Raw genomic sequence first — 24,051 nt, forward strand, 5'->3', positions numbered from 1 at the left:
AAACGGAATAAATGAAAAATTCAACCTCATGCTGAAATTTTATTCCGAAACGACCACGAAAGAGAAAGCATTGTTCGCGGCCGGCGGCCTACCATCACCGCCTTCCCCAAAAGTACTTCGAAAGACATCCCATGTGCGGCATCGTTGGCGCAGCCTCCCATCGCAATATCGTCCCGGTCCTCGTCCAGGGTCTGCAACGCCTTGAATACCGCGGCTATGACTCCTGTGGCGTGGCAGTCCATGCGGGCGCATTGACCCGCACGCGCACGACCTCCCGCGTGGCCGACCTCGTCGACCAGGTGCGCGACGACAAGGTCGAAGGGCTCACCGGTATTGCGCACACGCGCTGGGCCACGCACGGTGCACCTGCAGTGCACAACGCACATCCCCATTTCAGCCACGGCCCGAACGCGCCGGTCGACAGCGACAAGCCGCCGCGCGTGGCCATCGTGCACAACGGCATCATCGAAAATCACGAACCCCTGCGCGCGGCGCTGCAGGCGCGCGGCTATGTGTTCTCGAGCCAGACGGACACCGAAGTCATCGTCCACCTCATCGACAGCCACTACGACGGCGATCTGTTCGAAGCCGTGAAGGCCACGGTGCAACAGTTGCAAGGCGCCTACGCCATTGCCGCCATCTGCCGTGACGAGCCGCATCGCGTCGTTGGTGCGCGCGCGGGTTCACCCCTCATCCTGGGCGTGGGCAAGGGTGGCGAAGAAAACTTCCTGGCGAGCGACGCCATGGCGCTGGCCGGCGTGACGGACCAGATCGTCTACCTTGAAGAAGGCGACGTGGTCGACATCCAGCCGGGCAAGTACTGGATTGTCGACCGCGCGCACAAGAGCGTGACGCGCCCGGTGCGCACCGTGCACGCGCACAGCGGGGCGGCCGAACTCGGCCCTTACCGCCACTACATGCAGAAAGAAATCTTCGAGCAGCCGCGCGCCATTGCCGACACGCTCGAAGGCATCGAAGGCATCGCTCCCGAATTGTTCGACGGCCTGTCGAGCGACGGCGCCACGAAGGCCAGCGCGCACCGCGTGTTCCAGGACATCGACAACGTGCTCATCCTTGCCTGCGGCACGAGCTACTACAGCGGCTGCACGGCCAAGTACTGGCTCGAATCGATTGCGAAGATCCCGACCCAAGTCGAGATCGCGAGCGAATACCGCTACCGCGAATCGGTGCCGAACCCCCGGACGCTGGTGGTCACCATCTCGCAATCGGGCGAAACGGCCGACACGCTGGCGGCCCTCAAGCATGCCCGCAGCATGGGCATGGAGCGGACGCTGACGATCTGCAACGTGTCGACCAGCGCGATGGTGCGAGAGTGCAAGCTGGCCTACATCACGCGCGCTGGCGTCGAGATCGGCGTGGCATCGACCAAGGCCTTCACCACGCAGCTGGCGGGTTTGTTCCTGCTTACGTTGGCGCTGGCCCAAGCCAAGGGACGCCTGAGCGCAGAAGACGAGGCGATGCACATCAAGCAGATGCGCCACCTGCCCGTCGCACTGCAATCGGTGCTGGCGCTGGAGCCGCAGATCATCAGCTGGTCGGAAGACTTTGCACGCAAGGAAAACGCGCTCTTCCTCGGTCGCGGCCTGCACTACCCGATCGCGCTCGAAGGCGCGCTCAAGCTCAAGGAAGTGACCTACATCCACGCCGAGGCCTATGCCGCCGGCGAACTCAAGCACGGCCCGCTGGCGCTTGTCACCAGCGAAATGCCGGTGGTCACCGTGGCGCCGAACGATGCCCTGCTGGAAAAGCTCAAGAGCAACCTGCAGGAAGTGCGTGCCCGCGGTGGCGTGCTGTACGTGCTGGCCGATGCGGACACGCACATCGAGAGCAGCGATGGCATTCACGTCATTCGCATGCCGGAGCACTACGGTGCGCTGAGCCCGCTGCTGCACGTGGTACCGCTGCAGCTGCTGGCGTATCACACGGCGTGCGCGCGTGGGACGGATGTGGACAAGCCCCGGAACCTGGCCAAGTCGGTGACGGTGGAGTAAGCACTCAACCGCCGCCGCCGCCGCCGCACGCGCGGGTGCGTGCGGCGGCCAATCTTGACGGGCAGTAGCCAGTCTTCGAACGCCATTGCCTTCGGGCGCATCAGCGCCTGAGGTACGCAACGCCCGTGTGTCCCTCGTATGGGAGGTTTCGCCCGCGACGACCTCCGCACACAATAGGATAGGCGCCTTGATCGGGACCATGACGTCTGCTGCGATGTGCAGCGCGCGCGTTTCCACCTTGAGCAGGCTTCGATGACCTCTTCTTCCCATTCGCTGTGGGCTCCTTTGCGCCTGCCCAGTTTCCGGGGCCTCTGGGCCGGCAGCGCCATCTATTTCACGGGAAATGCCATGCAGGTCATGGCGGCTTCTTGGCTGATGGTGGAGCTGACAAGCTCCTCTTTCCTGGCGGCCCTGGTGCAGACGGCCGTGTTCTTTCCGATGTTCCTGCTCGCGATGCCGGCGGGGGTGCTGGCCGACACCATGGATCGACGGCGGCTCATTCTCAATGCGCTGCGCGTCCAGGTGGGCGTCCTCCTGATCTTGTCGCTGCTCGCGGTGTTGGGGTGGGCGGGGCCCGCGACGCTGCTGGCGTTCACCTTCGCCGCAGGCTGCTGCACGGCGCTGCTGTCGCCCGCCTGGAACACAAGCCTCGCGGACACGGTGCCCCGCGCGGAAATGCCGCAAGCCATCACGGCCATGTCGATTGCATGGAACAGCGCACGCGCGCTCGGACCATCGATTGCCGGCTTCGTCTTCGCTTGGCAGGGTGCGGGGTGGGTGTTCGCCATGGCGGTGATGAGCGCCGGGGCGTTGATGTTGGCGGTGCGGCGCTGGCCGCCCGCCCCACATGCGAAGTCGCTGCTGCCGCCCGAGCGCCTGTGGAGCGGCACGCTCGCCGGCCTGCGCTATGCGCGGCATTCCCCAGTGATCCTGGCGCAACTATTGCGCACCATCGCCTACAGCGGAACGGGTTCGGCGTTGTGGGCTCTGCTGCCGGCTATCGCGGCACAGCAGCTGCAACTGGGCGCCACGGGTTTCGGCTTTCTGATGGGCTGCCTGGGAACGGGCGCGGTCGCCACCGGGTTGGTGCTTGGCAAGCTGCGCGCACGCCTGGGCTTGGAGCGACTGGTCGCGACGGGCTGCCTGGTGTTCGCCAGCGTGATGCTCGTCGCGGCGCTCGTGCGCATCCCCGCCGTGGTCTTCGTGGCATTGGCCATCGGGGGCGCCGCATGGATGGCGGTGATGGCCACCTTCAACACGGCGACCCAGTCCAGCACCCCGCCGTGGGTCCGGTCTCGTGCCGTCGCGTTGCACACCCTCAGCGCGCTGGGCTCGTTCGCCATCGGCTCGGCGTTCTGGGGCGTGGTCTCCGGCGTGGCCGGGCTGACGGTTGCGCTGATCCTCGCCGCCCTGGCCATGACGGCGGGCATCCTGCTCGCCCGCTGGTTTCCGCTGCGCATGGGGGAAGGGCCGGAGATCACGCCTGTCGCGTTCTGGGAAGACATGTACATCAAGGAGCAGCCGCTTCCGGACGATGGCCCGGTGGCCGTGGAACTGAGCTATCACATCCGCGCCGGCGAAGCCGACGAGTTCCTGCGTGCGGTGACACAACTGCGCGCTTCGCGAAGACGCGATGGCGCCATCATGTGGCGTGTGTACCGCGACTTGGGCGATCCGTCGCTCTACCTGGAGCGCTTCATCGTCGCGTCCTGGGCCGACTATTTGCATCAGCGCGCACGGGCCACGCTGGCGGACCAGGAGCTTGAACGCCGCGTGCGCGAATTCCTGGAAGAGAGCGAGGCGGTGACGACCCAGCACTACATCGCGGTGCGGTGAGGCAGGAAGGCGGGTTTGGTCTTGTCCGGGCGTTCAGGGCAATGTGCGCTCGCGGGACGCAGGGCAAGCTGTGTGATCGCTTCGCGTGGCTCGTCCCGGCCTCCCCAATTTTGAGGAGGTCAAGAATGTAACGCGTCGTTACATTTGTTTTGTACTTTCCCCTGCGCCAAGAAGCCACCGATGACGAAACGCCAGCATCCGACCGTGACCCTGCTACAACAGCGCCTGGAGGAGGCGCAGGTGAATGGCGATGCCGAAGCAGCGAGCGAGATCCGCGCCCAACTTGCGCGCATCGAAATACGCGAACTCAGTCCAAAGCAGCTTGCGGCCCAAGCGCAACATATCGCAAGCCAGTGCGAATAGGGGCGACGATTCCTGTCCTTGCAGGCTGAGGCGCGCAATCGCGGCCGGCCCTGCGTGCCTTGGGTCGCGGAGGATTTCACCATTTGACGCTGTGATTTGACGGTGTGCCGAATCCGGCTAACGCCTCGCCTCGCCGCTGCCTTACCGTTCGCCCTCATCCCCTGATCACATCAAGACGAGAGGAGAGCAGCAATGCGCCATGTTTGGACGGCGAGCAGCGCCGCGAGGGCGAACGGGATTCGCCGGGCCAGCCCATGACGCGTTCCGGTCACCTGCAAGCTCCGGGGCGAAGGGCCTTTCTGGCAGCGCTGCCATGCGTGGCGATGGTCGCTATTGGCGCGCCGAAGCTTGCGACGGCTCATCCCGGTCACTCGCCGCCGGCGCCAGGGAGCACTCCGTCGAGGCAGACGATGGTGCAGCCCACGCGGCCGCTCGCGCGCATCGCGCTTCGCATGGCCCGCGGCGGATCGTCTGATCTGCGCTCGCTCCTCGACGGGCGGGTAACGGCCGTGCAGCTCATGTTCACAGGCTGCGGTACGACCTGCCTGACGCAAGGCGCGCTCTTTGCGGCCCTGCAGGACAGGCTGCTGTCCGGCAAGCCCCGCGACCATCGTTTGCTGTCGATCAGCATCGATGCGCTGGGTGACGATCCGAAGGTGTTGTCCGATTGGTTGGGGAAGTTCAGTGCGCAAGGCGCGCTTTGGACGGCCGGCGTTCCTTCAGTACGGGAGACGGAGAAGCTGCTTGCCGAGTTCAGCATCGAGTCCCGCTCGGTCAACGCGGCCGAACACCTGAACCGCGTCTTCGTGGTCGATCCGCGCGGCTTCCTCAGGGTGGTGACGGCCCTGGATCCGTCTGCCGACCAGGTGATGCAGGCCATGGATCTGGCGCGGGCCTAACGTTCGTCACTCACGACCGCTGTTGGGCGGGCGAGCCACGGCTACATGGCAGGCTGGCAGACGGGGCACAGGCGCCCGGGCACCTTGCGCTCGCCGACACAGGCCAGCTAGAGTCGCCCGCGACGCTGCTCATTCTTCAATCGGAAGCCGCCATGCCACTCACGCTGCTGCTGCGATGCGACGACCTCGAAGCGACGAGGGCGCATTACCGGGACGTGCTCGGATTCACCACCTCCGATCCCGCGCAAGGCATTCTGACGGTCGCCAAGGAGGATTGCACCCTGATCTTCACGCCGGACGACCTGTGGAAGTCGCCGCCGGTTTTCTCGGGGACGGTCTATTTCGCCATCGCGGACGTGGACGGTTATTTCGACGCCGTCAAGAACAAGGCGACGATCGCGTGGCCGCTCCAGGACATGGACTACGGCACACGGGAGTTCGGCGTGCGCGACTGCAACGGCTATCACCTCGCGTTCCGTCGGAAGGCGTGACATCGCGACGGCAGTCGCGTTGCCGATAGCGGGCGCACGACCTCCTTCATCCCCCGCGCTGCGGAATCTTCGGCAGGTACGACAGCAGCGCCTTCACCAGCGGTGAATCGTCCGACTTGCGCCAGACGGCGACGGTCTCGACCACCGTCTTCTCGCCCTTCATGCTGCGATAGACCACGCCTTCGCGGTGCAGGGCCTGCACGCTGCCGGGCACCAGCGCCACGCCGATGCCGCCGGACACCAGACTGACGATGGTGTGCATCTGCCTGGCTGGAAACAGTTGCGGGCTGAAGCCGTGGCGCATGCAGGTGGCAACGATGGCGTCGAACATCATCGGGCCCTGATGCCGCTCGAAGCCCAGGAAGCGTTCGTTCGATAGCTTTTCCAGCGCGATTCGCGTACCGCCCGCCATCGGGTGCGACGCGGGCAATGCCACCACCAACGGCTCGGTGTGAACCAGCCGCGTGTTCAAGGCCGCCGGCAGGTCGGGCGTGCGAAACACCAATCCCACGTCGAGCCCGCCGCTTTCGACGTCGTGAATGATCTGGTCGGTCGTGCCTTCCTGCAGCGAGATCTTCACGCGCTGGTAGTCCTCGGTGAAGCTGCGCATCGTGGGCGGCAGGAAGGAATAGGCGGGCAGGCTGATGAAGCCCAGCGAAAGCGTGCCCATCAGGCCCTGCGCCGCCTCGCGTGCACGCTTGCGCATGGTGTCGGCCGCGGCGAGCACGGCGCGTGCGTCGCGCAGTGCGTCTTCACCGGCGCGGGTGAGGGCGATGCGGCGCGAGGTTCGCTCCAGCAAAGTGACGCCCAACTCCTCTTCGAGTTCCTTGATCGCCAGGCTCACGGGCGGCTGTGTGAGGTGCAGTCGTTCGGCCGCGCGCCCGAAGTGCAGCTCTTCGGAAACGGCCACGAAACAGCGCAGGTGACGCATGTCCATCTATTTGCCCTTTGTATCGATCGATCTGAATTCTAAATTTCTTTAAATCAAAGTGCGAACCTAGACTGCATCCATACCGGACATGCAAACCACGCGTTGCCGGGAAAGCTTCCACAAGTAGCAGCAGGAGACAAGACCCATGTCAGATCGCATGCCGGGCCCGCCCCGGTCCCGGACCTTTGTCCATCCCGGCCCCTTCGGCGCCGTGCGCATCGAAACGCTGTGTGCCGGCCAGGGCCGCCACTTCCGTCTTGCGCTTCCATCGGGCTCCTCGCTCTACGACGGCATCGTCGATGCGTTGGCCAGCGTCGACGTGCAGAACGCTTCGATGACGCTGATCGACGGCGACCTCGACGCGCTGAGCTTCTGCCTGGCACGCGCCGACGTCACCAAGCGGGTGGTCGCTGCATATACCAAGCCGCAGTCGGTGCGCGGCGCACGCTTCATCTTCGGCAACGCCACGCTGGGCAAGTCCCCTTCAGGCGCACCGGTCGTGCATTGCCACGCGGTCTTTCGCATGGCGGACGGCAAGGTGCGCGGCGGCCATTTGCTGACCGAGCAATGCATCGTCGGTGCGCATCCAGTCATGGTCGTTGCGACGTCCCTCGACGGCTTCGACCTGCGCATCAGCTACGACGAAGAAACCCACATGCCCCTCATGCGCCCCCAATCGGAGATCCAGCATGCCTGACATTCGCACGGTCGAAAGCGGCCAGATGGGCCGCGTGGCTTATGGCCGCATTGCCCCCAACGAGGACCTGGTGCAGAGCGTTGAAAAGCTCTGCCTGGCCCAGGGCTTTCGCAACGCCTTCGTGCGTGGTGCGCTGGGCAGCCTGGTCGATGCCTGCCTCTCCAATTCCGACGGCTCCTGCCTGGTGATCCGCGGCCCCGCCGCCGAGATCGTGAGCCTGGCCGGCGAGGTCCGCGCCCAGCCGGATGGTTCACTGCAAGCGTCGCTGACCGGCGTTGTCGTCGATGCCGACGGCCTGGTCTATGGCGGGCCCTTTGTGCCCGGTGCGAACCCGGTCTGCGTGACGTTCGAGGTGACGCTCGAAGAGTGGCTGCCGGCTACCGAATCCTGATTTCCTTTTTCAACCCCAACAAAGACACACATCATCATGAGCACCCCAACACAAGCCCGCATCGCCGTCGTCACCGGAGGTGCCCGGGGCATCGGCCGCGCTGTCGGCGAATGGTTTCTTCGCCACGACTACAAGGTCGTGCTGCTCGACCGCGACACGGCCACGCTCGACAGCGCGATCACCGAGATCGCACGCCCCGACGACGTGGTCGGCGTCCATTGCGACGTGTCCGATCCTTCGCAGGTCGACCGCGCCGTGACCGCCATCATCGGCCGCTTCGGCCGTGTCGACGCGCTGGTCAACAACGCCGGCGTGGCCGTCTTCAAGCCGGTGCTGGAAACGTCGTTCAAGGAATGGCGCGAGGTGATGGCGACGAATCTCGACGGCGCATTCCTTTGCACGCAGGCCTTTGGCGCCGTGATGGCGAAGAACGGCGGCGGCGCCATTGTCAACGTGGCCTCGATCTCGGGTCTTCGCGCCAGCACGCTGCGCGTGGCCTATGGCACCAGCAAGGCGGCGCTCATTCACATGACGAAGCAGCATGCCGTCGAACTCGGCGATGCCGGCGTGCGCGTGAACGTCATTGCCCCCGGCCCGGTCGAGACCGAGATGGCCAAGCTCGTGCACAGCGTGGCGATCCGCTCCGACTACTACGACGCGATTCCCCTGAACCGCTATGGCACCACGGATGAGATGGCCAACGTCATCGGCTTCCTGTGCAGCCCGGAGGCGAGCTTCGTCAACGGCCAGGTCGTGGCCGTTGACGGTGGCTTCGACGCGGCGGGCGTCGGCCTGCCCACGCTGCGCCTGCGCAAGACCGAAGCCGAGCCGATCGCCGCCTGACCCGGCCTCACCCGATCACTTATCTGCACCCAAGGAACCAAGACATGACACAGCAACCGCACATCATCGGCTGGGGCCACACGCGCTTCGGCAAGCTCGACGCCGCCGAGCCGGAGCAACTCATCCGCGAGGCCGTCGAGCCGGCATTGCAAACAGCTGGCCTGCAAGCGAGCGACATCGACGGCATTTTCGTCGGGCATTTCAACGGTGGATTTCTTCCGCAGGACTTCACCAGCTCGCTGGTCGCGCTGGCCTTCCCCGAGCTGCGCCACGTGCCTGCCACGCGCACCGAGAATGCATGCGCAACGGGTTCCTCCGCCATCTGGGCGGCGCTGGATGCCGTGCAGGCCGGGCGCGTCAAGCGCGCGCTGGTGGTGGGCTTCGAGATCATGAACGCGGTCTCCACGCCGAAGGTTGCGGAGACGCTGCTGCGTTGCTCCTACGTCAAGGAAGAAGGCACGACGCCCTCCGGTTTCGCCGGCGTGTTCGGCAAGATCGCGAGCAGCTATTTCGAGCGCTTCGGCGACCAGAGCGACGCGCTCGCCTCCATCGCCGCGAAGAACCACGCCAATGGCATGCACAACCCCTATGCGCACATGCGCCGTGACTTGGGCTTCGACTTCTGCCGCAACGCATCGGACAAGAACCCGTTCGTCGCCGGACCGCTCAAGCGCTCGGACTGCTCGCTCGTGTCCGATGGCGCCGCTGCCTTGGTCATCTCGGCCGATCCGAATGGCAACGCCACGGTGACGCCGATTCGCTGGCGTTCGCGCACGCAGGTCAATGAGTTTCTGCCGCTGTCGCGCCGCGATCCGACGCGCTTCGAGGGTGCAGCCCTCGCATGGCAACGAGGAATGGACGCAGCGCAGGCCAAGCTCGATGACCTGGGTTTTGTCGAGACGCACGACTGCTTCACCGTGGCCGAACTGCTCGAGTACGAAGCCATGGGCCTGGCACCGCACGGCCAGGGCGCACGCGTCATCCTCGACGGCGTGACGCGCCGCGACGGCAAGCTGCCCGTCAACCTCTCGGGCGGACTGAAGTCGCGCGGCCATCCGATCGGCGCCACCGGCGTGTCGCAACACGTCATGGCCGCCATGCAACTGTCCGGCACGGCCGGCGACATGCAGGTCGGCAATCCGAAGCTCGGCGCGGTGTTCAACATGGGTGGGGCGGCGGTGGCGAACTACCTGAGCGTTCTGGAGGCTGTGTGAGCCACCATCAGGTCGCGAACCTCGCGTCGCTGCTCTCGCAGACGGCGGCGCTGTTCCCGGAGCGCGCGGGGCTGATCCACGGCGAGCGCGTCTGGACGTGGCGCGAGATCGATGCGCGCGTCAACGCACTGGTGCAAGGCCTTCGCTCGCTCGGCATGAAAGCCGGCGACAAGATGCTCGTGCAGTCGCGCAACAACGCGGCCCTGTTCGAGAGCTGCTGGGCTGCCTTCCGCCTTGGCGCGGTCTGGGTGCCGACCAACTTCCGTCTCACGCCGCCAGAGATCGCCTACCTTGGCAGCTCCAGCGAAGCGACCGTGATGCTGGCCGAGGACTGCTTCGCCGGCCACGTCGATGCGGTGAAAGAAGCTTCTTCGCTTCTGCAGCACGTCGTCACGATCGGCAAGGCACGCGACGGCGAGATCAACTATGAAAGTCTGGTCGCCGACAACCTCGGTGCGCCACACGACGCAGCCGAAGTCGAAGCCGACACCCCCCTCTGGTACTTCTACACCTCCGGCACCACCGGCCGCCCGAAGGCTGCGATGCTGACCCACGGCCAGATGGCTTTCGTGGTCACCAACCACCTGGCCGACCTGATTCCCGGCACCGACGAGAACGATCGCTCCATCGCGGTCGCACCGTTGTCGCATGGGGCCGGCATCCACGCCCTGCTCAACGTCGCACGCGGCGCTGCCACCGTGCTGTTGCCTTCGGACAAGCTCGAGCCCGAGGTCTTCTGGCAACTGGTTGAAGAGCACCGCGTGAGCAACGTCTTCACGGTGCCGACCATCGTCAAGATGCTGGTGGAAGACCCGGCTGTGGACCGCTACGACCACAGCTCGCTGCGCTACATGATCTACGCCGGTGCGCCCATGTACCGCGCCGACCAGAAGCGCGCGTTGCAGAAGCTCGGCAAGGTGCTGGTGCAGTACTTCGGCCTGGGCGAGGTGACGGGTTGCATCACGGTGCTGCCGCCCTCCATGCACTCGGCGGAAGATGCGGATCCGAACGCCAACGTCGGCTCCTGCGGACGCCCGCGCACCGGCATGCAGGTTGCCATCCTCGACGAACAGATGCAGCCGGTGCCAACCGGCACGGTCGGCGAAATCTGCTGCCGCGGCCCGGCGGTCTTCGCTGGCTACTTCAACAACCCCGAAGCCACGGCCAAGGCCTTGCGCTGTGGCTGGTTCCACACCGGCGACCTCGGCCGCGTGGACGAAAGGGGCCTGCTCTACATCACGGGCCGCGAGTCCGACATGTACATCTCGGGCGGCTCCAACGTGTACCCGCGCGAAGTGGAAGAAGTGCTGCTCATGCATCCGGGCGTGGCCGAGGTTGCCGTGCTCGGCATGCCCGACGAGAAGTGGGGCGAGATCGGCGTCGCAGTCATCGTCGCGAGCCAATCCGGCCTCACCGCCGAGGAATTGCTCGCGCACCTGGACGGGCGCTGCGCCAAGTACCGCTGGCCGCGTCACTTTCTCTTCTGGGACTCGTTGCCCAAGTCCGGTTACGGAAAGGTCACGAAGAAAGACATCCGCACTCGCCTCATCGAGCGCGGCGAACTGCAACCAGCCGTTCTCGGCTGAGCCCGATATCCATCGCCACACACCCCCATAACGGAGACAAGACATGACCATTTCACGACGCACCCTTCTTCGCAGCGCCGCTGCCGCCGCCGTTGTCGCAGCCCCGCTGACCAGTGCCTTCTCGCAGACCAAGGCCGAGTTCACCTACAAGTACGCGAACAACCTGCCGGTCACGCACCCGATGAACCTGCGTGCCAAGGAAATGGCCGACGCCATCCGCACCGAGACCAACGGTCGCGTCGACATCCAGATCTTCCCGAACAACCAGCTCGGCTCCGACACCGACGTGCTCAGCCAGCTGCGTTCGGGCGGCGTGGAGTTCTTCACCTTGTCGGGCCTGATCCTGTCGACGCTCGTGCCGGCCGCGTCGATCAGCGGCGTGGGCTTTGCCTTCAACGACTACCCCAGCGTGTGGAAGGCCATGGATGGCGACCTGGGCGCCTACATCCGCGCGCAGATCACCAAGGCCGGCATCGTGCCGATGGACAAGATCTGGGACAACGGGTTCCGCCAGATCACTTCGTCGAGCAAGCCGATCGCGACGCCTGCGGACCTGAAGGGCTTCAAGATCCGCGTGCCGGTGTCGCCGCTGTGGACCTCGATGTTCAAGGCGCTCGACGCGGCGCCTGCGTCCATCAACTTTGCAGAGGTGTATTCCGCGCTGCAGACGAAAATCGTCGACGGCCAGGAGAACCCGCTGGCGATCATCTCGACGGCCAAGCTCTTCGAAGTGCAGAAGTACTGCTCGCTGTCCAACCACATGTGGGACGGCTTCTGGTTCCTGGCCAGCCGCAAGGCCTGGGAGAAGCTGCCTGCCGACCTGCGGACCATCGTTGCCAAGCACATCAATGGGGCCGCCCTCAAGGAGCGCGACGACGTTGCGCTGCTCAATGCCGGGCTTCAAAAGGAACTGGCCACCAAGGGCATGACCTTCAACCAGCCGGACGCCGCCGCCTTCCGCGACCAACTTCGCAAGGCTGGCTTCTACGCGGAGTGGAAGGGCAAGTATGGCGACGAGGCTTGGGCTCTGCTAGAGCGTTCTGTCGGCAAGCTGGCATGAGCGCCGTGACGGGCCGCCCCGAGCAAGCTCGCGCCCCCTCGGGGGGCAGCGAAGGACACGAAGTGCCAAGCGTGGGGGCGACAGCTTTCGCCGTGACGGGCCGCCCCGAGCAAGCTCGCACCCCCTCGGGGGGCAGCGAAGGACACGAAGTGCCAAGCGTGGGGGCGAGAGCTTCCGCTGTGACCCACCCCACGCGGGCTGGACGTAAGGTCCAGCCAGACACCGGGCCTGCCACGGAAGCGGCCCCTCTGCACGCGCACGGCCACGGCCTGCAGGCGTCGTCGTCGGTGAACCCTGCTTCGCCGGCCGCTCGCCTGGACCGCATGCTGGGTCGCGCCGTTGAATTCGTTGCGGGCGGGCTCGTGCTGGCGGACATCGCCGTGTTGCTGGCCGGCGTCGTGGCGCGCTTCGTGTTCCACAAGCCGCTCATCTGGTCTGACGAACTCGCCTCGATGCTGTTCATCTGGCTGGCGATGCTCGGCGCCGTCGTGGCCCTTCGGCGCGGCGAGCACATGCGCATGACGGCGGTGGTCTCGCGGCAGACGCCCGCGCGCCAGCAGTTGTTCGATTCCATCAGCGTGTGCGCGTCGCTCGCCTTCCTGGCGATGGTGGCGTGGCCGGCGTGGGAATACGCGTCGGAAGAACGCTTCATCACCACGCCGGCTCTTGAAATCTCGAATGCCTGGCGGGCCGGCGCACTGCCGGTCGGCATCGTGTTGATGATGTTGTTCTCGGTGCTGCGCCTGTTCAAGGATGGGCAATGGCGCACGAGCACGAAGGCCGTGGCCATCGTCGCGATTCTGGTCGGCGCGTTTGCGCTCGGCCACGGCGTGTTCCAGGACCTGGGCCGATTGAACCTGTTGATCTTCTTCGTGGGCGTGGTGGCTGCGAGCGTGTTCAGCGGCATTCCCATTGCCTTTGCGTTCGGGCTCGGCACCTTCGGCTACCTGGCACTCGGAACAGACACCGCGCTGCCGGTAATCGTCGGCCGCATGGACGAAGGCATGTCGCACCTGATCCTGCTGGCCGTGCCGCTCTTCGTGTTTCTCGGGTTGCTCATCGAGATGACGGGCATGGCCAAGGCCATGATCGCCTTCCTCGCTGGCTTGCTGGGCCATGTGCGCGGCGGCCTGCAGTTCGTGCTGGTCGGGGCGATGTACCTTGTCTCCGGCATCTCGGGCTCCAAGGCCGCCGACATGGCCGCGGTGGCGCCCGCGCTCTTTCCTGAGATGAAGAACCGGGGCGCCAGCGAAGGCGACCTGGTGGCGCTGCTGTCGGCCACCGGTGCGCAGACCGAAACCGTGCCACCGAGCCTGGTGCTGATCACCATCGGCTCGGTGACGGGCGTCTCGATCGCGGCGCTGTTCACCGGCGGCCTGCTGCCTGCGGTGGTGCTGGGGCTCACGCTGTGTGTCGTGGTCTGGTTCCGTGCCCGGGGCGAGGATCTGAGCCATGTGGTGCGCCCCTCGTGGGCACAGGTGGGCAAGCTGGCGGCGATCGCGGTGCCTGCATTGGCCTTGCCTTTCATCATCCGTGCGGCGGTGGTCGAAGGCGTGGCCACGGCCACCGAGGTCTCGACCATCGGCATCGTCTACGCGGTGTTGTCGGGCCTGCTGGTGTATCGCCAGTTCGACTGGAAGCGCGTCGGGCCGATGCTGGTGGCGACCGCTTCGCTGTCGGGCGCCATCCTGCTGATCATCGGCACCGCGACGGCCATGGCCTGGGGACTGACCCAGTCGGGCTTCTCCAGTTCGCTGGCGCAGATCATGGGCGGCTTGCCGGGCGGTGCGCCGATGTTCCTGGCCGTCTCGCTGGTCACCTTCGTGATTCTCGGCTCGGTGCTCGAGGGCATTCCGGCCATCGTGCTCTTCGGGCCGCTGCTGTTCCCGATTGCGCGCCAGCTCGGCATCCACGAGGTGCACTACTCGATGGTGGTCGTGCTGTCGATGGGCCTGGGCTTGTTCGCTCCGCCGCTGGGCGTGGGCTACTACGCGGCATGCGCCATCGGGCGGATCCATCCCGACAAGGGCATTCGTCCCATCATCGCGTACATGCTCGCGCTGCTGGTCGGCACGATCGTGGTCGCGGCGGTGCCGTGGTTGTCGATCGGTTTCCTTTGAAGCCGGCGGCACCATGAGCGTCATCACCTGCGTCGAAGACCTTCGCGTGCTCGCCAAGCGGCGGGTGCCCCGCATGTTCTACGACTACGCCGATTCGGGCTCGTGGACCGAGGAAACCTATAGGCGCAACCAGAGCGACTTCCAGTCGATCCAGTTGCGCCAGCGCGTGGCGGTCAACATGGAGAACCGCAGCACGGCCACGACCATGGCGGGCCAGGTGGCCAGCATGCCGGTGGCGATTGCCCCGGTGGGGCTCACCGGCATGCAGCACGCCGATGGCGAGATATTGGCGGCGCGCGCGGCCGAGAAGTTCGGCGTTCCCTTCACCTTGTCGACGATGAGCATCTGCTCCATCGAGGACATCGCCGAGCACACGAGCGCGCCCTTCTGGTTCCAGCTCTACATGATGCGCGACCGCGTCGCCATGGCGCGGATGATCGACCGCGCCAAGGCCGCGAAGTGCAGCGCGCTGGTGTTGACGCTGGACCTGCAGGTGATCGGTCAGCGCCACAAGGACCTGAAGAACGGCCTGACCGCACCGCCGCGGCCCACGCTGGACAACCTCATCAACCTCGCCACCAAGCCCGGCTGGTGCCTGGCGATGGCGCGCACGAAGCGACACACCTTTCGCAACCTGGTGGGCCACGTCGAGGGCGTCAGCGACATGCGCTCGCTTTCGGCATGGACCGTCGAGCAGTTCGACCCGCGCCTGTCGTGGGCCGATGTTGCGTGGGTGCGCGCGCGCTGGGACGGCCCGCTCATCCTCAAGGGCATCATGGAAGTCGAGGATGCCGAACTCGCGGTGAACGCCGGCGCCGACGCGATCGTCGTCAGCAACCACGGCGGCAGGCAACTCGACGGTGCGCCGTCCTCCATCAGGGCACTGCCCGCCATCGCCGATGCCGTCGGCGCAAAGACCGAGGTGTGGATGGACGGCGGCATCCGTTCAGGCCAGGACGTGCTCAAGGCCTGGGCGATGGGCGCCCGCGGCACGATGGTCGGACGGGCCATGGCCTATGGCTTGGGTGCGATGGGCGAGGCAGGCGTCACGCGCATGCTGCAGATCCTGCACAAGGAGCTGGACATCAGCATGGCCTTTTGCGGGCACACCGACATTCGCAACGTGGACCGCCGCATTCTGGTGGCGGGCACTTATCCATTGGCACCTTGAGACTCAGGAAACAGACATGGCCATCTTCAGCCTGCCCCCTTATGAAACCCGGATCGACGAGGGCGCCTGGGTCGCACCCGGCGCTGCCGTCATCGGCGCCGTCACGCTCGCGCGGCGTGCCAGCGTGTGGTTCAACGCCGTCATCCGCGGCGACAACGAGCGCATCGAAGTCGGCGAGGACAGCAATGTGCAGGAAGGTGCGGTGCTGCACACGGACATCGGCTTTCCGCTGAAGATCGGCAAGCGCGTGAGCATCGGGCACCAGGCCATGCTGCACGGCTGCCAGATCGGCGACGGATCGCTCATCGGCATCCAGGCCGTCATCATGAATGGCGCCGAAATCGGCCGGCATTGCATCGTGGGTGCGGGCGCGGTGGTGACCGAGGGCAAGGTGTTCCCGGACAACGTGCTCATCGTCGGTTGCCCGGCGAAGGTCGTGCGCGAACTGCGCAGCGAGGAGATTGCGGGTCTGGGGAACAACGCGCACGATTATGTGGAGCGTGCGCAGCGCTACAAGGTGACGCTTCAGCCGGCGGGTTGATTGCCGGCGGCGGTACTCGATGAGCGCGGGTACGCTGGCGCGGCCTTTGGATTTGGCCGCTCCATCGTTGAAATCAGGGTCGCCCTATACGCGCTTGCGACGGCTTCCTACGCCGCCGGCCTGGCATCGCAACAATGATGCGGCATGGCCGAGCTTCATGCTTCCTTCACGTTGCGACATCGAGCGCTTCGCGTCGTTGCCGTCCTGACCGGCATTGCGTTGTTGACGGCGTGCTCGGGCAGCCTGCAGCTTCTCGATGGCGGCAAGAGCTACCCCGGTACGTGGAACAGCGCCACGGGCCAGATCGAAGCAACGATCGACGGCACGCACTACGCCGGCAACTACAGCGATCCTCCCAATGTCGGCATTGGCCTTGGCGTCGGCAGCTTTGGTTGGGGCGGCACGGGCGGCGGCGTCGGCCTGTCGACGGGCACCGGCGGCGGAGGCGGGCGCGCGATCATGACCTCCAGCGACGGCCGCGCCATCCAGTGCTTTTTCGCTACCTCGTTCGGGAAGGGACAGGGCGAGTGCCAGGGGACGGATGGGCGGCGCTTTCTGTTGATGATTGGCGGGTAGGGGATGGAAGTGGCGCAAGGGCTTGGCCTCGATCTTCGTCGGCATGCCGCGGCTCTTTTCATGAGACCCAAGGATTGGCGTCGGCGCTCCAATTGCATGGAGCATCGCCGCGCGATGAACCATGCTTAAGCTGAAGACCGACTCCCGCTGCCGCGCAATCGATAACCGCCCTGGGTGAGAGCGAAGCTGGTGTCATCGATGGCCGTGCCAGGCACTCCAACCCGGCGGGCGCGCAGGACCAATGCGCTATACGCAAGGCGTTCCATTTCGTGCTCCTCGTAGTGCGTGTTGATGTTCAGGGGTTGGCATGCCCGGATAACGAATGCCGTCCCGCAATTTCCAGGGCGTCTTCGAAACAAAACGCTTCTGAACGGCCCGCACTACTTGACGTTCAGGATGTTGCGGTACGCCGGCTGCAGCTCCCACGTCATGCCGTCGTCAAGATTCGTGTCCACCTCCAGCAGGTCGGGCCGCGCCTCGAAGGTCACGAACTCCGGCACCGCCAGCGACGTCTTGCCGGCGTTGTTGCCGTTGATGAAGCCGCACTTGAACAAGAAGCGCGCCAACTGCAGGCTGTCGCGAAAGGGCACGCCATCGACCAGGGGAATGTTCTTCTCGCCCGCCTTGCCCACATAGCGCTCCTCGATGCGCTGCAAAAGCTCCGTGGTGGTGTAGCGCCTCGACCCGCCCGAAAAGCATTCAACCAGCCGCCGCATGTCGCCGAACTGGTACTGGTGTTCCTTGTAGAGGTCCGCCAGCCGCCGCTTGCCGAACTCGCCCATCACCTGCGTGACGTGGTGGATGCCGACGCGCTCCTTGTTGTCGCGCGCGGCCAAGGCGCCCGCCATGCGGCACAGTTGAGCGATCCAGCGCGGGCGCCCGCCGGCGAGCACGCGCAGCACATGCTCGGCCGGCGCGGTGGCCTGCCCCCATTTCATGCGGCTGACGAAAGCGAGCGCAATCAGCGCCTCGGCGTCGTCGCGGCTATTCCATGTGCGGGCGATGTCTGAATCAGGGTCCGTGCGCTGCAGGTACGCGAGGATCCGGTTGGCCAGCAGCATCTTTTGCTGCGTCGCGGACCAGACGATTTCGGTGCGGTATTGCTCGACCTTGTCCATGTCCTCGGCCGAGGTCAGGCTGGCCCACACGTCGGTGCGGACGCTGGCGCGAATGCCGATGCCAGTGGTTTCCTTCACCAGGTTGCGGCAGGCCGAGAAAAAGGAAGAGGTGAAAGCCTGCTGCGCCGGCGAGTTCTGGAACTTGGCGTCCAGGTCGTCGAGCAGGAACCACACCGGCCGCTTCAAGCCGTCTTCGCGGTCGACGCGCTGCAGCAGGCGCTCGTGGTTGGCGGTGGGGCGCGGCGTGGGCGTCAGGTCGAGCACGCCGCCCACGTTGATCTTGCCGACCAGCCGCGACAGCAGCGCACCCACCAGGTTGCGCCCGGCAAAGCCCGCCACCTCGGCCGATTCGACCAGGGCCATCTGGTTGTCGTTCCATGCAAAGCCGATGTCGCGCGCCAGCTCCACGTTGATGGCACCGCAGATCACCTGCTTCCAGTAGTTCTCCAGCAGCGTGTGGTTGTCCGTTGCCGGCGGCTCCTTCATGGCCACCAGTTGCGATGGCACGACCGACAGCACGATGGCACGCTGGTCGGCTGGCGCGCTGCGCAACTGATGCGCGAAGCGCACGATGAGGGCCGACTTGCCAGTGCCCTTTCGGCCGTTGGCAATCCACAGGCGATGCCGGGGGTCGAGGAAGTCCGCGAAGGCGGGCTGGTCGACGAAGTAGGACATCAGCACCGACTCGTCCTCGTCCTCGCCGGCGTCGTTGCCGAAGAGCGTCTTGTCGTCGAGCGCGATCTTCATGAGGGCCACATCGGTCGGGCGTGAAGTGGCTCATGATATTCGTGATGGGCCGCACGCGGCACGCGATTCGGATACAGCGCATGGCCTATTGCATTTCGCTTGAGCGCTGCCGCCGCGGGGCAATGCGTTCAGGCCAACTCCGCTATCAGCCGCCCCAGCGACGCCATCGCCTTTTCGCTGCGCGCGTCCCACACGTGGCCGTAGTTCAGGCGCAGGCAATTCGTGAACCCACGCGTCGCCGAAAAAATCGGACCCGGCGCCACGCTGATGCCCAGTGCCAGCGCGCGCCGATGGACCTCCAGCGCATCCACCTGCCTCGGCAACTCGACCCACAGGAAGTACCCGCCCAGCGGACGCGTGGCGCGCGTGCCGGCCGGAAAGTGATGGCCCAGTGCCTGCATGAACGTGGTCTGCTGCGTCGCGAGCGCATGGCGCAGTTTGCGCAGATGCCGGTCGAAGCCGCCGCTTTCCAGATAGCCCGCCAACGCCGCCTGGGTGGGCGCGGAGGTGCTGAGCGTGGTCGTGAGTTTCTGGTGCGCGACCTTGCGCGCGAACTGCCCCGCCGCGACCCAGCCCACACGGTAGCCCGGCGCGAGCGACTTCGAAAAGGAGGAGCAGTGCATGACCAGCCCTTGCGCGTCGAAGGCCTTCGCCGGCAAGGGACGCTTGTCGCCGAAGTAAAGCTCCGCATACACGTCGTCCTCGATCAGCGGAATGCCGTGCTGCGCCAGCAGTTGGACGAGCGATTGCTTCTTGTCCTGCGGCATCGAGCTTCCCAGCGGGTTCTGGAAGGTGGTCATGAGCCAGCACGCGGCGGGCTTGCGACGCACGATGGCGCGCTCCAGCGCGTCGAGGTCGATGCCCTCGCGCGCATGCGTCGGTACCTCGATGGCCTTGAGGCCGAGGCGCTCCAATGCCTGCAGCGCCGCATAGAAGGTCGGCGATTCGACAATGACCGAATCCCCCGGCCGCGTCACCGCCGCCAGGCAGAGGTTGAGCGCTTCCAGCGCACCGTTGGTGATGACGATCTCATCGGTGTGCACCTGGAATCCATCCGCCAGGTAGCGCAGCGAGATCTGGCGGCGCAGTGCGGCGCTGCCGGGCGTCAGGTCATCGACGGTGCTCCATGGATCAAGTGACTTTGCACTGCGGGCCATGAACTGCCCAAGCCGCTCCAGGGGAAAGTGCACAGGGCTTGGAAAGGCCGAGCCAAAAGGCACGACCTTGCGCGTCATGCTCGCTTCGAGGATTTCGAAGACATGGTCGCTGACGTCCAGCGGCACGGCGCGTTCCACGGGGCGCGAGGTGGCCTCGGCTTCCGGCAGCGCTTCGCGCTTGCCGCCGCGCGCAACGTAGTAGCCCGAGCGGTCCCTGGCGCGGATGAGGCCGCGCGCCTCCAGCAGGTAGTAGGCCTTGAACACGGTGGATGCGCTCACGCCGCGGCTTTCGCCGGTGTGGCGCACGGAGGGCAGCCGGTCGCCCGTTCGCAGCGTTCCGTTGCGGATGGACGCCTCCATGTCGGCGGCAAGGGCTTCGTATCGCTTCATGTCCCGGATTGTGCTGCGCACGCTGAGATCTGATACGCAAAATTCTCAGGAAACTGAATCTGTTTTTTTGAAGGGCAGGGCGGCATAGTTGGGGCATGTCCATCTTCCTTCGTACCCTGCGCGCCGTCTTGTGGAGCTTCATCGGCCTGGGCGGCCGTCGTGCCGATGCGGAAGTTCGCACGGCCAATGTGGGCCTGTTGCCGCTGCTGGCGGTGGCGTTCGTGCTGGTGTTGATGTTCGTCGGGACTCTCATTGCGCTCGTGCGCTTTGTTGTCGCGCCGTGATGGCGTACCGACTGCTGCAACGGGCGCTGGTGACCGTGCTTGTCGCGTTGAGCGCCGGCGCGGCGTGGGCACAGGGCGCCGCCAACAGCGCCATGGAACCCAAGGTCGCTGCGTGCATTGCTTGTCATGGCCGCGAAGGTGCTGTGAGCGCAGCCGCCTACTTTCCGAGGCTGGCCGGCAAGCCGGCGGGTTACCTCTTCAATCAACTGCAAAGCTTCAGGGACGGACGTCGATTGAATTCGGACATGGCCCATCTGGTGCGCAACATGACGGACGACTACCTGAAGGAGATCGCTCAATACTTTGCCGATCTCGATTTGCCTTATCCCACGGTCGCGCAAACATCCGATGCGTCCACTGCCATGCTGGCGCGGGGTGCGCAACTGGTGCGCGCCGGTGACCCGGTGCGCGGAATTCCCGCATGCGCCAGTTGCCACGGCGCCGCACTCACGGGCGTGCAGCCCGGCATTCCCGGGCTTGTCGGCCTGCCGCGCCTGTACCTGGCATCGCAATTGGGCGATTGGCTGGACGACAACCGGCATGCCAAGGCGCCGGACTGCATGTCCGAAGTGGCGCGAAAGCTGACGGCCGCCGACGTGAACGCCGTCGCCAGCTGGCTCGCGCTGCAACCCGTGCCCGCCGACGCCAAGGCCAAGCCTTTGAACAGCGTGCCGGCGTCGCTGCCGATGCCATGCAGTGCGGTGCAACCATGAGGCGCTCTGCCATCTACGCGCTGGCAGCCTTGGCGGCATTGCTGTCGATCGCAGTCCTCGCTGTCGTGATGCTGAACGTGCAAGGCGAAGACGAACTCCCAAGCCACGCGGCCGCCTTTGAAAGCTCACCCGCCATGGTGGAGCGAGGACGCTACCTCGCCCTGGCCGGCAACTGCGCGGGTTGCCACACGCCCCGCGGCGGTGTGCCCTACGCAGGCGGCGTGGGCATCGACACGCCCTTCGGCGCGGTTTACGCGAGCAACCTGACGTCGTCCAAGACGCATGGCATTGGCCAGTGGTCCGCAGCGGAGTTCTGGCGTGCCATGCACAACGGCCGTTCCAGGGATGGACGCCTGCTGTATCCCGCCTTTCCCTATCCCAGCTTCACGACGGTGACGCGTGGGGATTCCGATGCCATCTACGCCTACCTCCGCACGGTGCCGCCCGCGGAGACGCCGAACAAGGCGCATGCCCTGCGATTTCCCTACGACACGCAGGCCGCGTTGGCGGTGTGGCGTGCGGTGGCCTTCCGGCCGGGCGGCTTCGAGCCCGCGCCGACCGAGTCAGCAGCGTGGAATCGAGGGGCCTATCTGGTCGGCGGGCTGGGGCATTGCATCGCATGCCATGGCGCGCGGGATTCGCTGGGCGCCACGGTGAAGAGCGTGGGGCTCTCGGGTGGCAACACACCCGTCGATGCGTGGTTGGCGCCATCGCTCGTGTCCGCATCGGCTGATGGGCAAGTGCATTGGTCGCAGGGCGAGTTGGCCCAGTTCCTCAAGACCGGCAGTTCGCCACGCGGTGCGGCAATGGGTCCCATGGCGGACGTCGTGTTCAACAGCACGCAGCATCTGGCGGATGCCGACGTGGACGCCATCGCCACCTACCTCCAGCGCTTGCCCACGGCTGCCGTGCCAGCACCTGCGCCGCGGCCTGCTTCAATGCGGCGCGACGCCGCCACGATGGCGCGCGGCGCAAAGGTCTATGACCAGCAGTGCGCCTACTGTCACGGAGACCAAGGGCAGGGCAAGGCGGGCGACTTTCCGCCGCTGGCGGGCAACCGGGGCGTGACGGCGGCCCATCCGGCCAACCTGATCCAGATCGTTCGGCTCGGCGGCTACCCACCCACGACCCAAGGCAACCCACGCCCCGCCGGCATGCCGCCATTCGGATCGCAACTCGACGATTCGCAGATCGCCGCCGTGCTGACCTATGTGCGCGCTTCGTGGGGCAATGACGCGCCCGCCGTTACGTCGGGCGACACCCTGCGACGTTGAGCGCACGGCGTCGGTGCGCCTGCCGGTCGGAAGGGATCGTCCTGCGTCCAGGATCTATAAACTTGTGCCGAGCGTTCAACCGCGCCGCAGTGCCTTGCACCCACGGCGCTCCACAGGAAGCACAACGTGAAATCACTTGGCAAGAGAGCGCAAGGCGAGCGGCTTGAACGCGTGAAGGCGTCGCCGCGCTGGAGCGGTGAGAGCTTTCGCAACGTGCATCCGATTGCCCCAGGCCTGCGGGATCCTGAGGCGAAGATGCCCTCCATCAGCGAGTTCATCTGCGGCGGTGAAAGGACGGTGCCGCGCGGTCCGCTGCCTTCGATGGATCCCTTGCCGGCTTGGGCCAAAGCACCCGAAAGCGGCCTGCGCGCCACATGGCTTGGCCATTCGACGGTGCTGATCGAGATCGAAGGCTTGCGCCTGCTGACCGATCCGGTCTGGGGCGCGCGGGCATCGCCCTCACGGCTCGTCGGCCCCAAGCGATTCCAGCCCATGCCGGTGTCACTGCGCGCGTTGCCGCCCATCGACCTCGTGCTTGTTTCGCACGACCACTACGACCATCTCGACTATCCGACCATTCGCGAGCTGGCCAAGCGCGACGTGCCCTTTGTGACCTCGCTTGGCGTCGGCGCGCACCTCGAGGCGTGGGGCGTGCGGGCCGAGCGCATCGTGGAGCTCGATTGGTGGGAGTCTTACCAGCTGCCGCGCAGCGAGGTTACGGTGACTGCCGCGCCATCGCAGCATTTCTCCGGCCGCAGCCTGAAAGACCGCAACGCCACCTTGTGGTCCTCGCTCGCCATTCGCTCATCGCGACACAGCGTGTTCTTCAGCGGCGACACCGGCCTGACGGATGAATACCGCACGATCCGCGAGCGCCTCGGTCCGTTTGACTTGGTGATGCTGGAGGTCGGTGCTTTTCATCCCGCCTGGGGCGACATCCACCTTGGTCCGGAAAACGCGCTCAAGGCGCACGGGCTTCTCGGCGGCGGCGCCTTCCTGCCGGTGCACTGGGGCACGTTCGCCCTCGCCACGCACGACTGGGACCAGCCGCCCGAGACCTTGCTGCGCCTTGCTCCCACCACGGGCGCGCAGCTCGTCATGCCGCGCCTGGGCGAGGCGTTTGAACCGGCGCATGCGGACGGCAAGGTCGAGGCTTGGTGGCGCGGCGTGGACACGGGCGCACCGCAAGCCGGCCGCGAGACGCCCGAGGTGCCAGTGTTGCCGAAGGCGATGTCGTGGCCGCTGGATTGAACCTGCCCAATCACCATCGGATGGGCGATCACCTTGGCCGCCCCAATCATCAACCCGAGCAGGCCGTCGTTCCGTTTTCGGAAGTGATCAATCCACACTGAGGTTTCGACCAGCACATTTATCGAGTGGGTGCCTCAGGGCGGCGCCGTGGTACTTCCAGCAAGTCCGGTTCGGTTCCGCCCAGCGCGGCAAGGCGCTTTCCGGCCTGTACGCGAATGAAGGTCTCAACGGCTTCGCGCAGCAGGTCGGACGGACTCATTCCGGGGTCGGCAACTTCCACAGCCCTCTCAAAGAGTGCGTCGTCAATCGTCAGCGTGATACTCATGCGGGCTCCTTGGGCATTCAAGACCGATGCCACAGGTGCCGATTTTGGCGCTCAAGCCCGT

At 65.7% G+C, this 24,051-nt stretch carries 23 protein-coding genes; 19 read left to right on the forward strand and 4 right to left on the reverse strand.

Annotated elements, in window-relative coordinates:
* Positions 1 to 131: 131 nt before the first annotated feature.
* From glmS to QTI66_RS23470, 5 genes are all read left to right on the forward strand, one after another.
* Positions 132 to 2,012 (forward strand): glutamine--fructose-6-phosphate transaminase (isomerizing), encoded by a 1,881-nt coding sequence (gene glmS, locus QTI66_RS23450; RefSeq protein ID WP_286562363.1) that lies wholly within the window; start codon positions 132 to 134, stop codon positions 2,010 to 2,012.
* 252 nt (positions 2,013 to 2,264) lie between these two features.
* Positions 2,265 to 3,848 (forward strand): MFS transporter, encoded by a 1,584-nt coding sequence (locus QTI66_RS23455; RefSeq protein WP_286562365.1) that lies wholly within the window; start codon positions 2,265 to 2,267, stop codon positions 3,846 to 3,848.
* 180 nt (positions 3,849 to 4,028) lie between these two features.
* Entirely contained in the window at positions 4,029 to 4,211 is a 183-nt protein-coding gene (locus QTI66_RS23460) for a hypothetical protein (RefSeq protein WP_286562367.1), read from the forward strand.
* Positions 4,212 to 4,414: 203 nt separating this feature from the next.
* Positions 4,415 to 5,110 carry an SCO family protein gene (locus tag QTI66_RS23465; protein ID WP_286562369.1) on the forward strand — a complete coding sequence of 232 codons (696 nt, stop codon included), beginning with the start codon at positions 4,415 to 4,417 and terminating at the stop codon, positions 5,108 to 5,110.
* A gap of 152 nt (positions 5,111 to 5,262) precedes the next feature.
* Entirely contained in the window at positions 5,263 to 5,601 is a 339-nt protein-coding gene (locus QTI66_RS23470) for a VOC family protein (protein WP_286562370.1), read from the forward strand.
* Positions 5,602 to 5,647: 46 nt separating this feature from the next.
* Here QTI66_RS23470 and QTI66_RS23475 read toward each other — a convergent pair whose 3' ends face one another.
* A complete protein-coding gene (locus QTI66_RS23475; protein ID WP_286562372.1) occupies positions 5,648 to 6,538 on the reverse strand; it encodes a LysR family transcriptional regulator in 891 nt (296 codons plus the stop codon).
* A 139-nt stretch (positions 6,539 to 6,677) separates the two neighbouring features.
* Between QTI66_RS23475 and QTI66_RS23480 the strand changes: the two genes are divergently transcribed.
* From QTI66_RS23480 to QTI66_RS23525, 10 genes are all read left to right on the forward strand, one after another.
* Entirely contained in the window at positions 6,678 to 7,229 is a 552-nt protein-coding gene (locus QTI66_RS23480) for a PCC domain-containing protein (RefSeq protein WP_286562373.1), read from the forward strand.
* Positions 7,222 to 7,620: a PPC domain-containing DNA-binding protein gene (locus QTI66_RS23485; RefSeq protein WP_286562374.1), complete on the forward strand. Its 399-nt coding sequence runs from the start codon at positions 7,222 to 7,224 to the stop codon at positions 7,618 to 7,620. Before QTI66_RS23480 ends, QTI66_RS23485 begins: the two co-directional genes overlap by 8 nt.
* Before the next feature lie 36 nt (positions 7,621 to 7,656).
* Positions 7,657 to 8,463 (forward strand): SDR family NAD(P)-dependent oxidoreductase, encoded by an 807-nt coding sequence (locus QTI66_RS23490; protein WP_286562375.1) that lies wholly within the window; start codon positions 7,657 to 7,659, stop codon positions 8,461 to 8,463.
* A gap of 44 nt (positions 8,464 to 8,507) precedes the next feature.
* A complete protein-coding gene (locus tag QTI66_RS23495) occupies positions 8,508 to 9,677 on the forward strand; it encodes an acetyl-CoA acetyltransferase (protein ID WP_286562377.1) in 1,170 nt (389 codons plus the stop codon).
* Positions 9,674 to 11,263, forward strand: a complete 1,590-nt coding sequence (locus tag QTI66_RS23500) for an acyl-CoA synthetase (RefSeq protein ID WP_286562379.1) — start codon at positions 9,674 to 9,676, stop codon at positions 11,261 to 11,263. The genes QTI66_RS23495 and QTI66_RS23500 overlap by 4 nt, the downstream gene beginning before the upstream one ends.
* Positions 11,264 to 11,306: 43 nt before the next feature.
* Positions 11,307 to 12,323, forward strand: a complete 1,017-nt coding sequence (locus tag QTI66_RS23505; protein ID WP_286562380.1) for a TRAP transporter substrate-binding protein — start codon at positions 11,307 to 11,309, stop codon at positions 12,321 to 12,323.
* Between the two features lie 323 nt (positions 12,324 to 12,646).
* Positions 12,647 to 14,443 carry a TRAP transporter large permease gene (locus tag QTI66_RS23510; protein ID WP_286562493.1) on the forward strand — a complete coding sequence of 599 codons (1,797 nt, stop codon included), beginning with the start codon at positions 12,647 to 12,649 and terminating at the stop codon, positions 14,441 to 14,443.
* A gap of 13 nt (positions 14,444 to 14,456) precedes the next feature.
* Positions 14,457 to 15,614: an alpha-hydroxy acid oxidase gene (locus tag QTI66_RS23515; protein ID WP_286562381.1), complete on the forward strand. Its 1,158-nt coding sequence runs from the start codon at positions 14,457 to 14,459 to the stop codon at positions 15,612 to 15,614.
* 16 nt (positions 15,615 to 15,630) lie between these two features.
* On the forward strand, positions 15,631 to 16,155 hold the full coding sequence (locus QTI66_RS23520) for a gamma carbonic anhydrase family protein (protein WP_286562382.1): 525 nt from the start codon (positions 15,631 to 15,633) through the stop codon (positions 16,153 to 16,155).
* A gap of 144 nt (positions 16,156 to 16,299) precedes the next feature.
* Positions 16,300 to 16,731, forward strand: a complete 432-nt coding sequence (locus QTI66_RS23525; RefSeq protein ID WP_286562383.1) for a hypothetical protein — start codon at positions 16,300 to 16,302, stop codon at positions 16,729 to 16,731.
* Between the two features lie 380 nt (positions 16,732 to 17,111).
* On the opposite strand, the gene QTI66_RS23530 is transcribed toward QTI66_RS23525, so the two are convergent.
* Together QTI66_RS23530 and QTI66_RS23535 are read right to left on the reverse strand one after the other, a co-directional pair.
* On the reverse strand, positions 17,112 to 18,596 hold the full coding sequence (locus QTI66_RS23530; protein ID WP_286562384.1) for a P-loop ATPase, Sll1717 family: 1,485 nt from the start codon (positions 18,594 to 18,596) through the stop codon (positions 17,112 to 17,114).
* 128 nt (positions 18,597 to 18,724) lie between these two features.
* Positions 18,725 to 20,143 (reverse strand): aminotransferase-like domain-containing protein, encoded by a 1,419-nt coding sequence (locus tag QTI66_RS23535; RefSeq protein WP_286562385.1) that lies wholly within the window; start codon positions 20,141 to 20,143, stop codon positions 18,725 to 18,727.
* A gap of 95 nt (positions 20,144 to 20,238) precedes the next feature.
* Between QTI66_RS23535 and QTI66_RS23540 the strand changes: the two genes are divergently transcribed.
* The 4 genes from QTI66_RS23540 (at position 20,239) to QTI66_RS23555 (ending at position 23,665) form a co-directional block, all read left to right on the forward strand.
* On the forward strand, positions 20,239 to 20,427 hold the full coding sequence (locus tag QTI66_RS23540; protein WP_286562386.1) for a DUF2970 domain-containing protein: 189 nt from the start codon (positions 20,239 to 20,241) through the stop codon (positions 20,425 to 20,427).
* Positions 20,427 to 21,140, forward strand: a complete 714-nt coding sequence (locus QTI66_RS23545) for a c-type cytochrome (protein ID WP_286562388.1) — start codon at positions 20,427 to 20,429, stop codon at positions 21,138 to 21,140. Before QTI66_RS23540 ends, QTI66_RS23545 begins: the two co-directional genes overlap by 1 nt.
* A complete protein-coding gene (locus tag QTI66_RS23550; protein WP_286562389.1) occupies positions 21,137 to 22,414 on the forward strand; it encodes a c-type cytochrome in 1,278 nt (425 codons plus the stop codon). The genes QTI66_RS23545 and QTI66_RS23550 overlap by 4 nt, the downstream gene beginning before the upstream one ends.
* A 126-nt stretch (positions 22,415 to 22,540) precedes the next feature.
* Positions 22,541 to 23,665 (forward strand): MBL fold metallo-hydrolase, encoded by a 1,125-nt coding sequence (locus tag QTI66_RS23555; protein WP_286562390.1) that lies wholly within the window; start codon positions 22,541 to 22,543, stop codon positions 23,663 to 23,665.
* Positions 23,666 to 23,783: 118 nt separating this feature from the next.
* Here QTI66_RS23555 and QTI66_RS23560 read toward each other — a convergent pair whose 3' ends face one another.
* Positions 23,784 to 23,990 (reverse strand): type II toxin-antitoxin system VapB family antitoxin, encoded by a 207-nt coding sequence (locus tag QTI66_RS23560; RefSeq protein WP_286562391.1) that lies wholly within the window; start codon positions 23,988 to 23,990, stop codon positions 23,784 to 23,786.
* Positions 23,991 to 24,051 lie beyond the last annotated feature (61 nt).

Origin of the sequence: Variovorax brevis (assembly GCF_030317105.1) — a bacterium.
Classification (GTDB): Bacteria; Pseudomonadota; Gammaproteobacteria; order Burkholderiales; family Burkholderiaceae_C; genus Variovorax; species Variovorax brevis.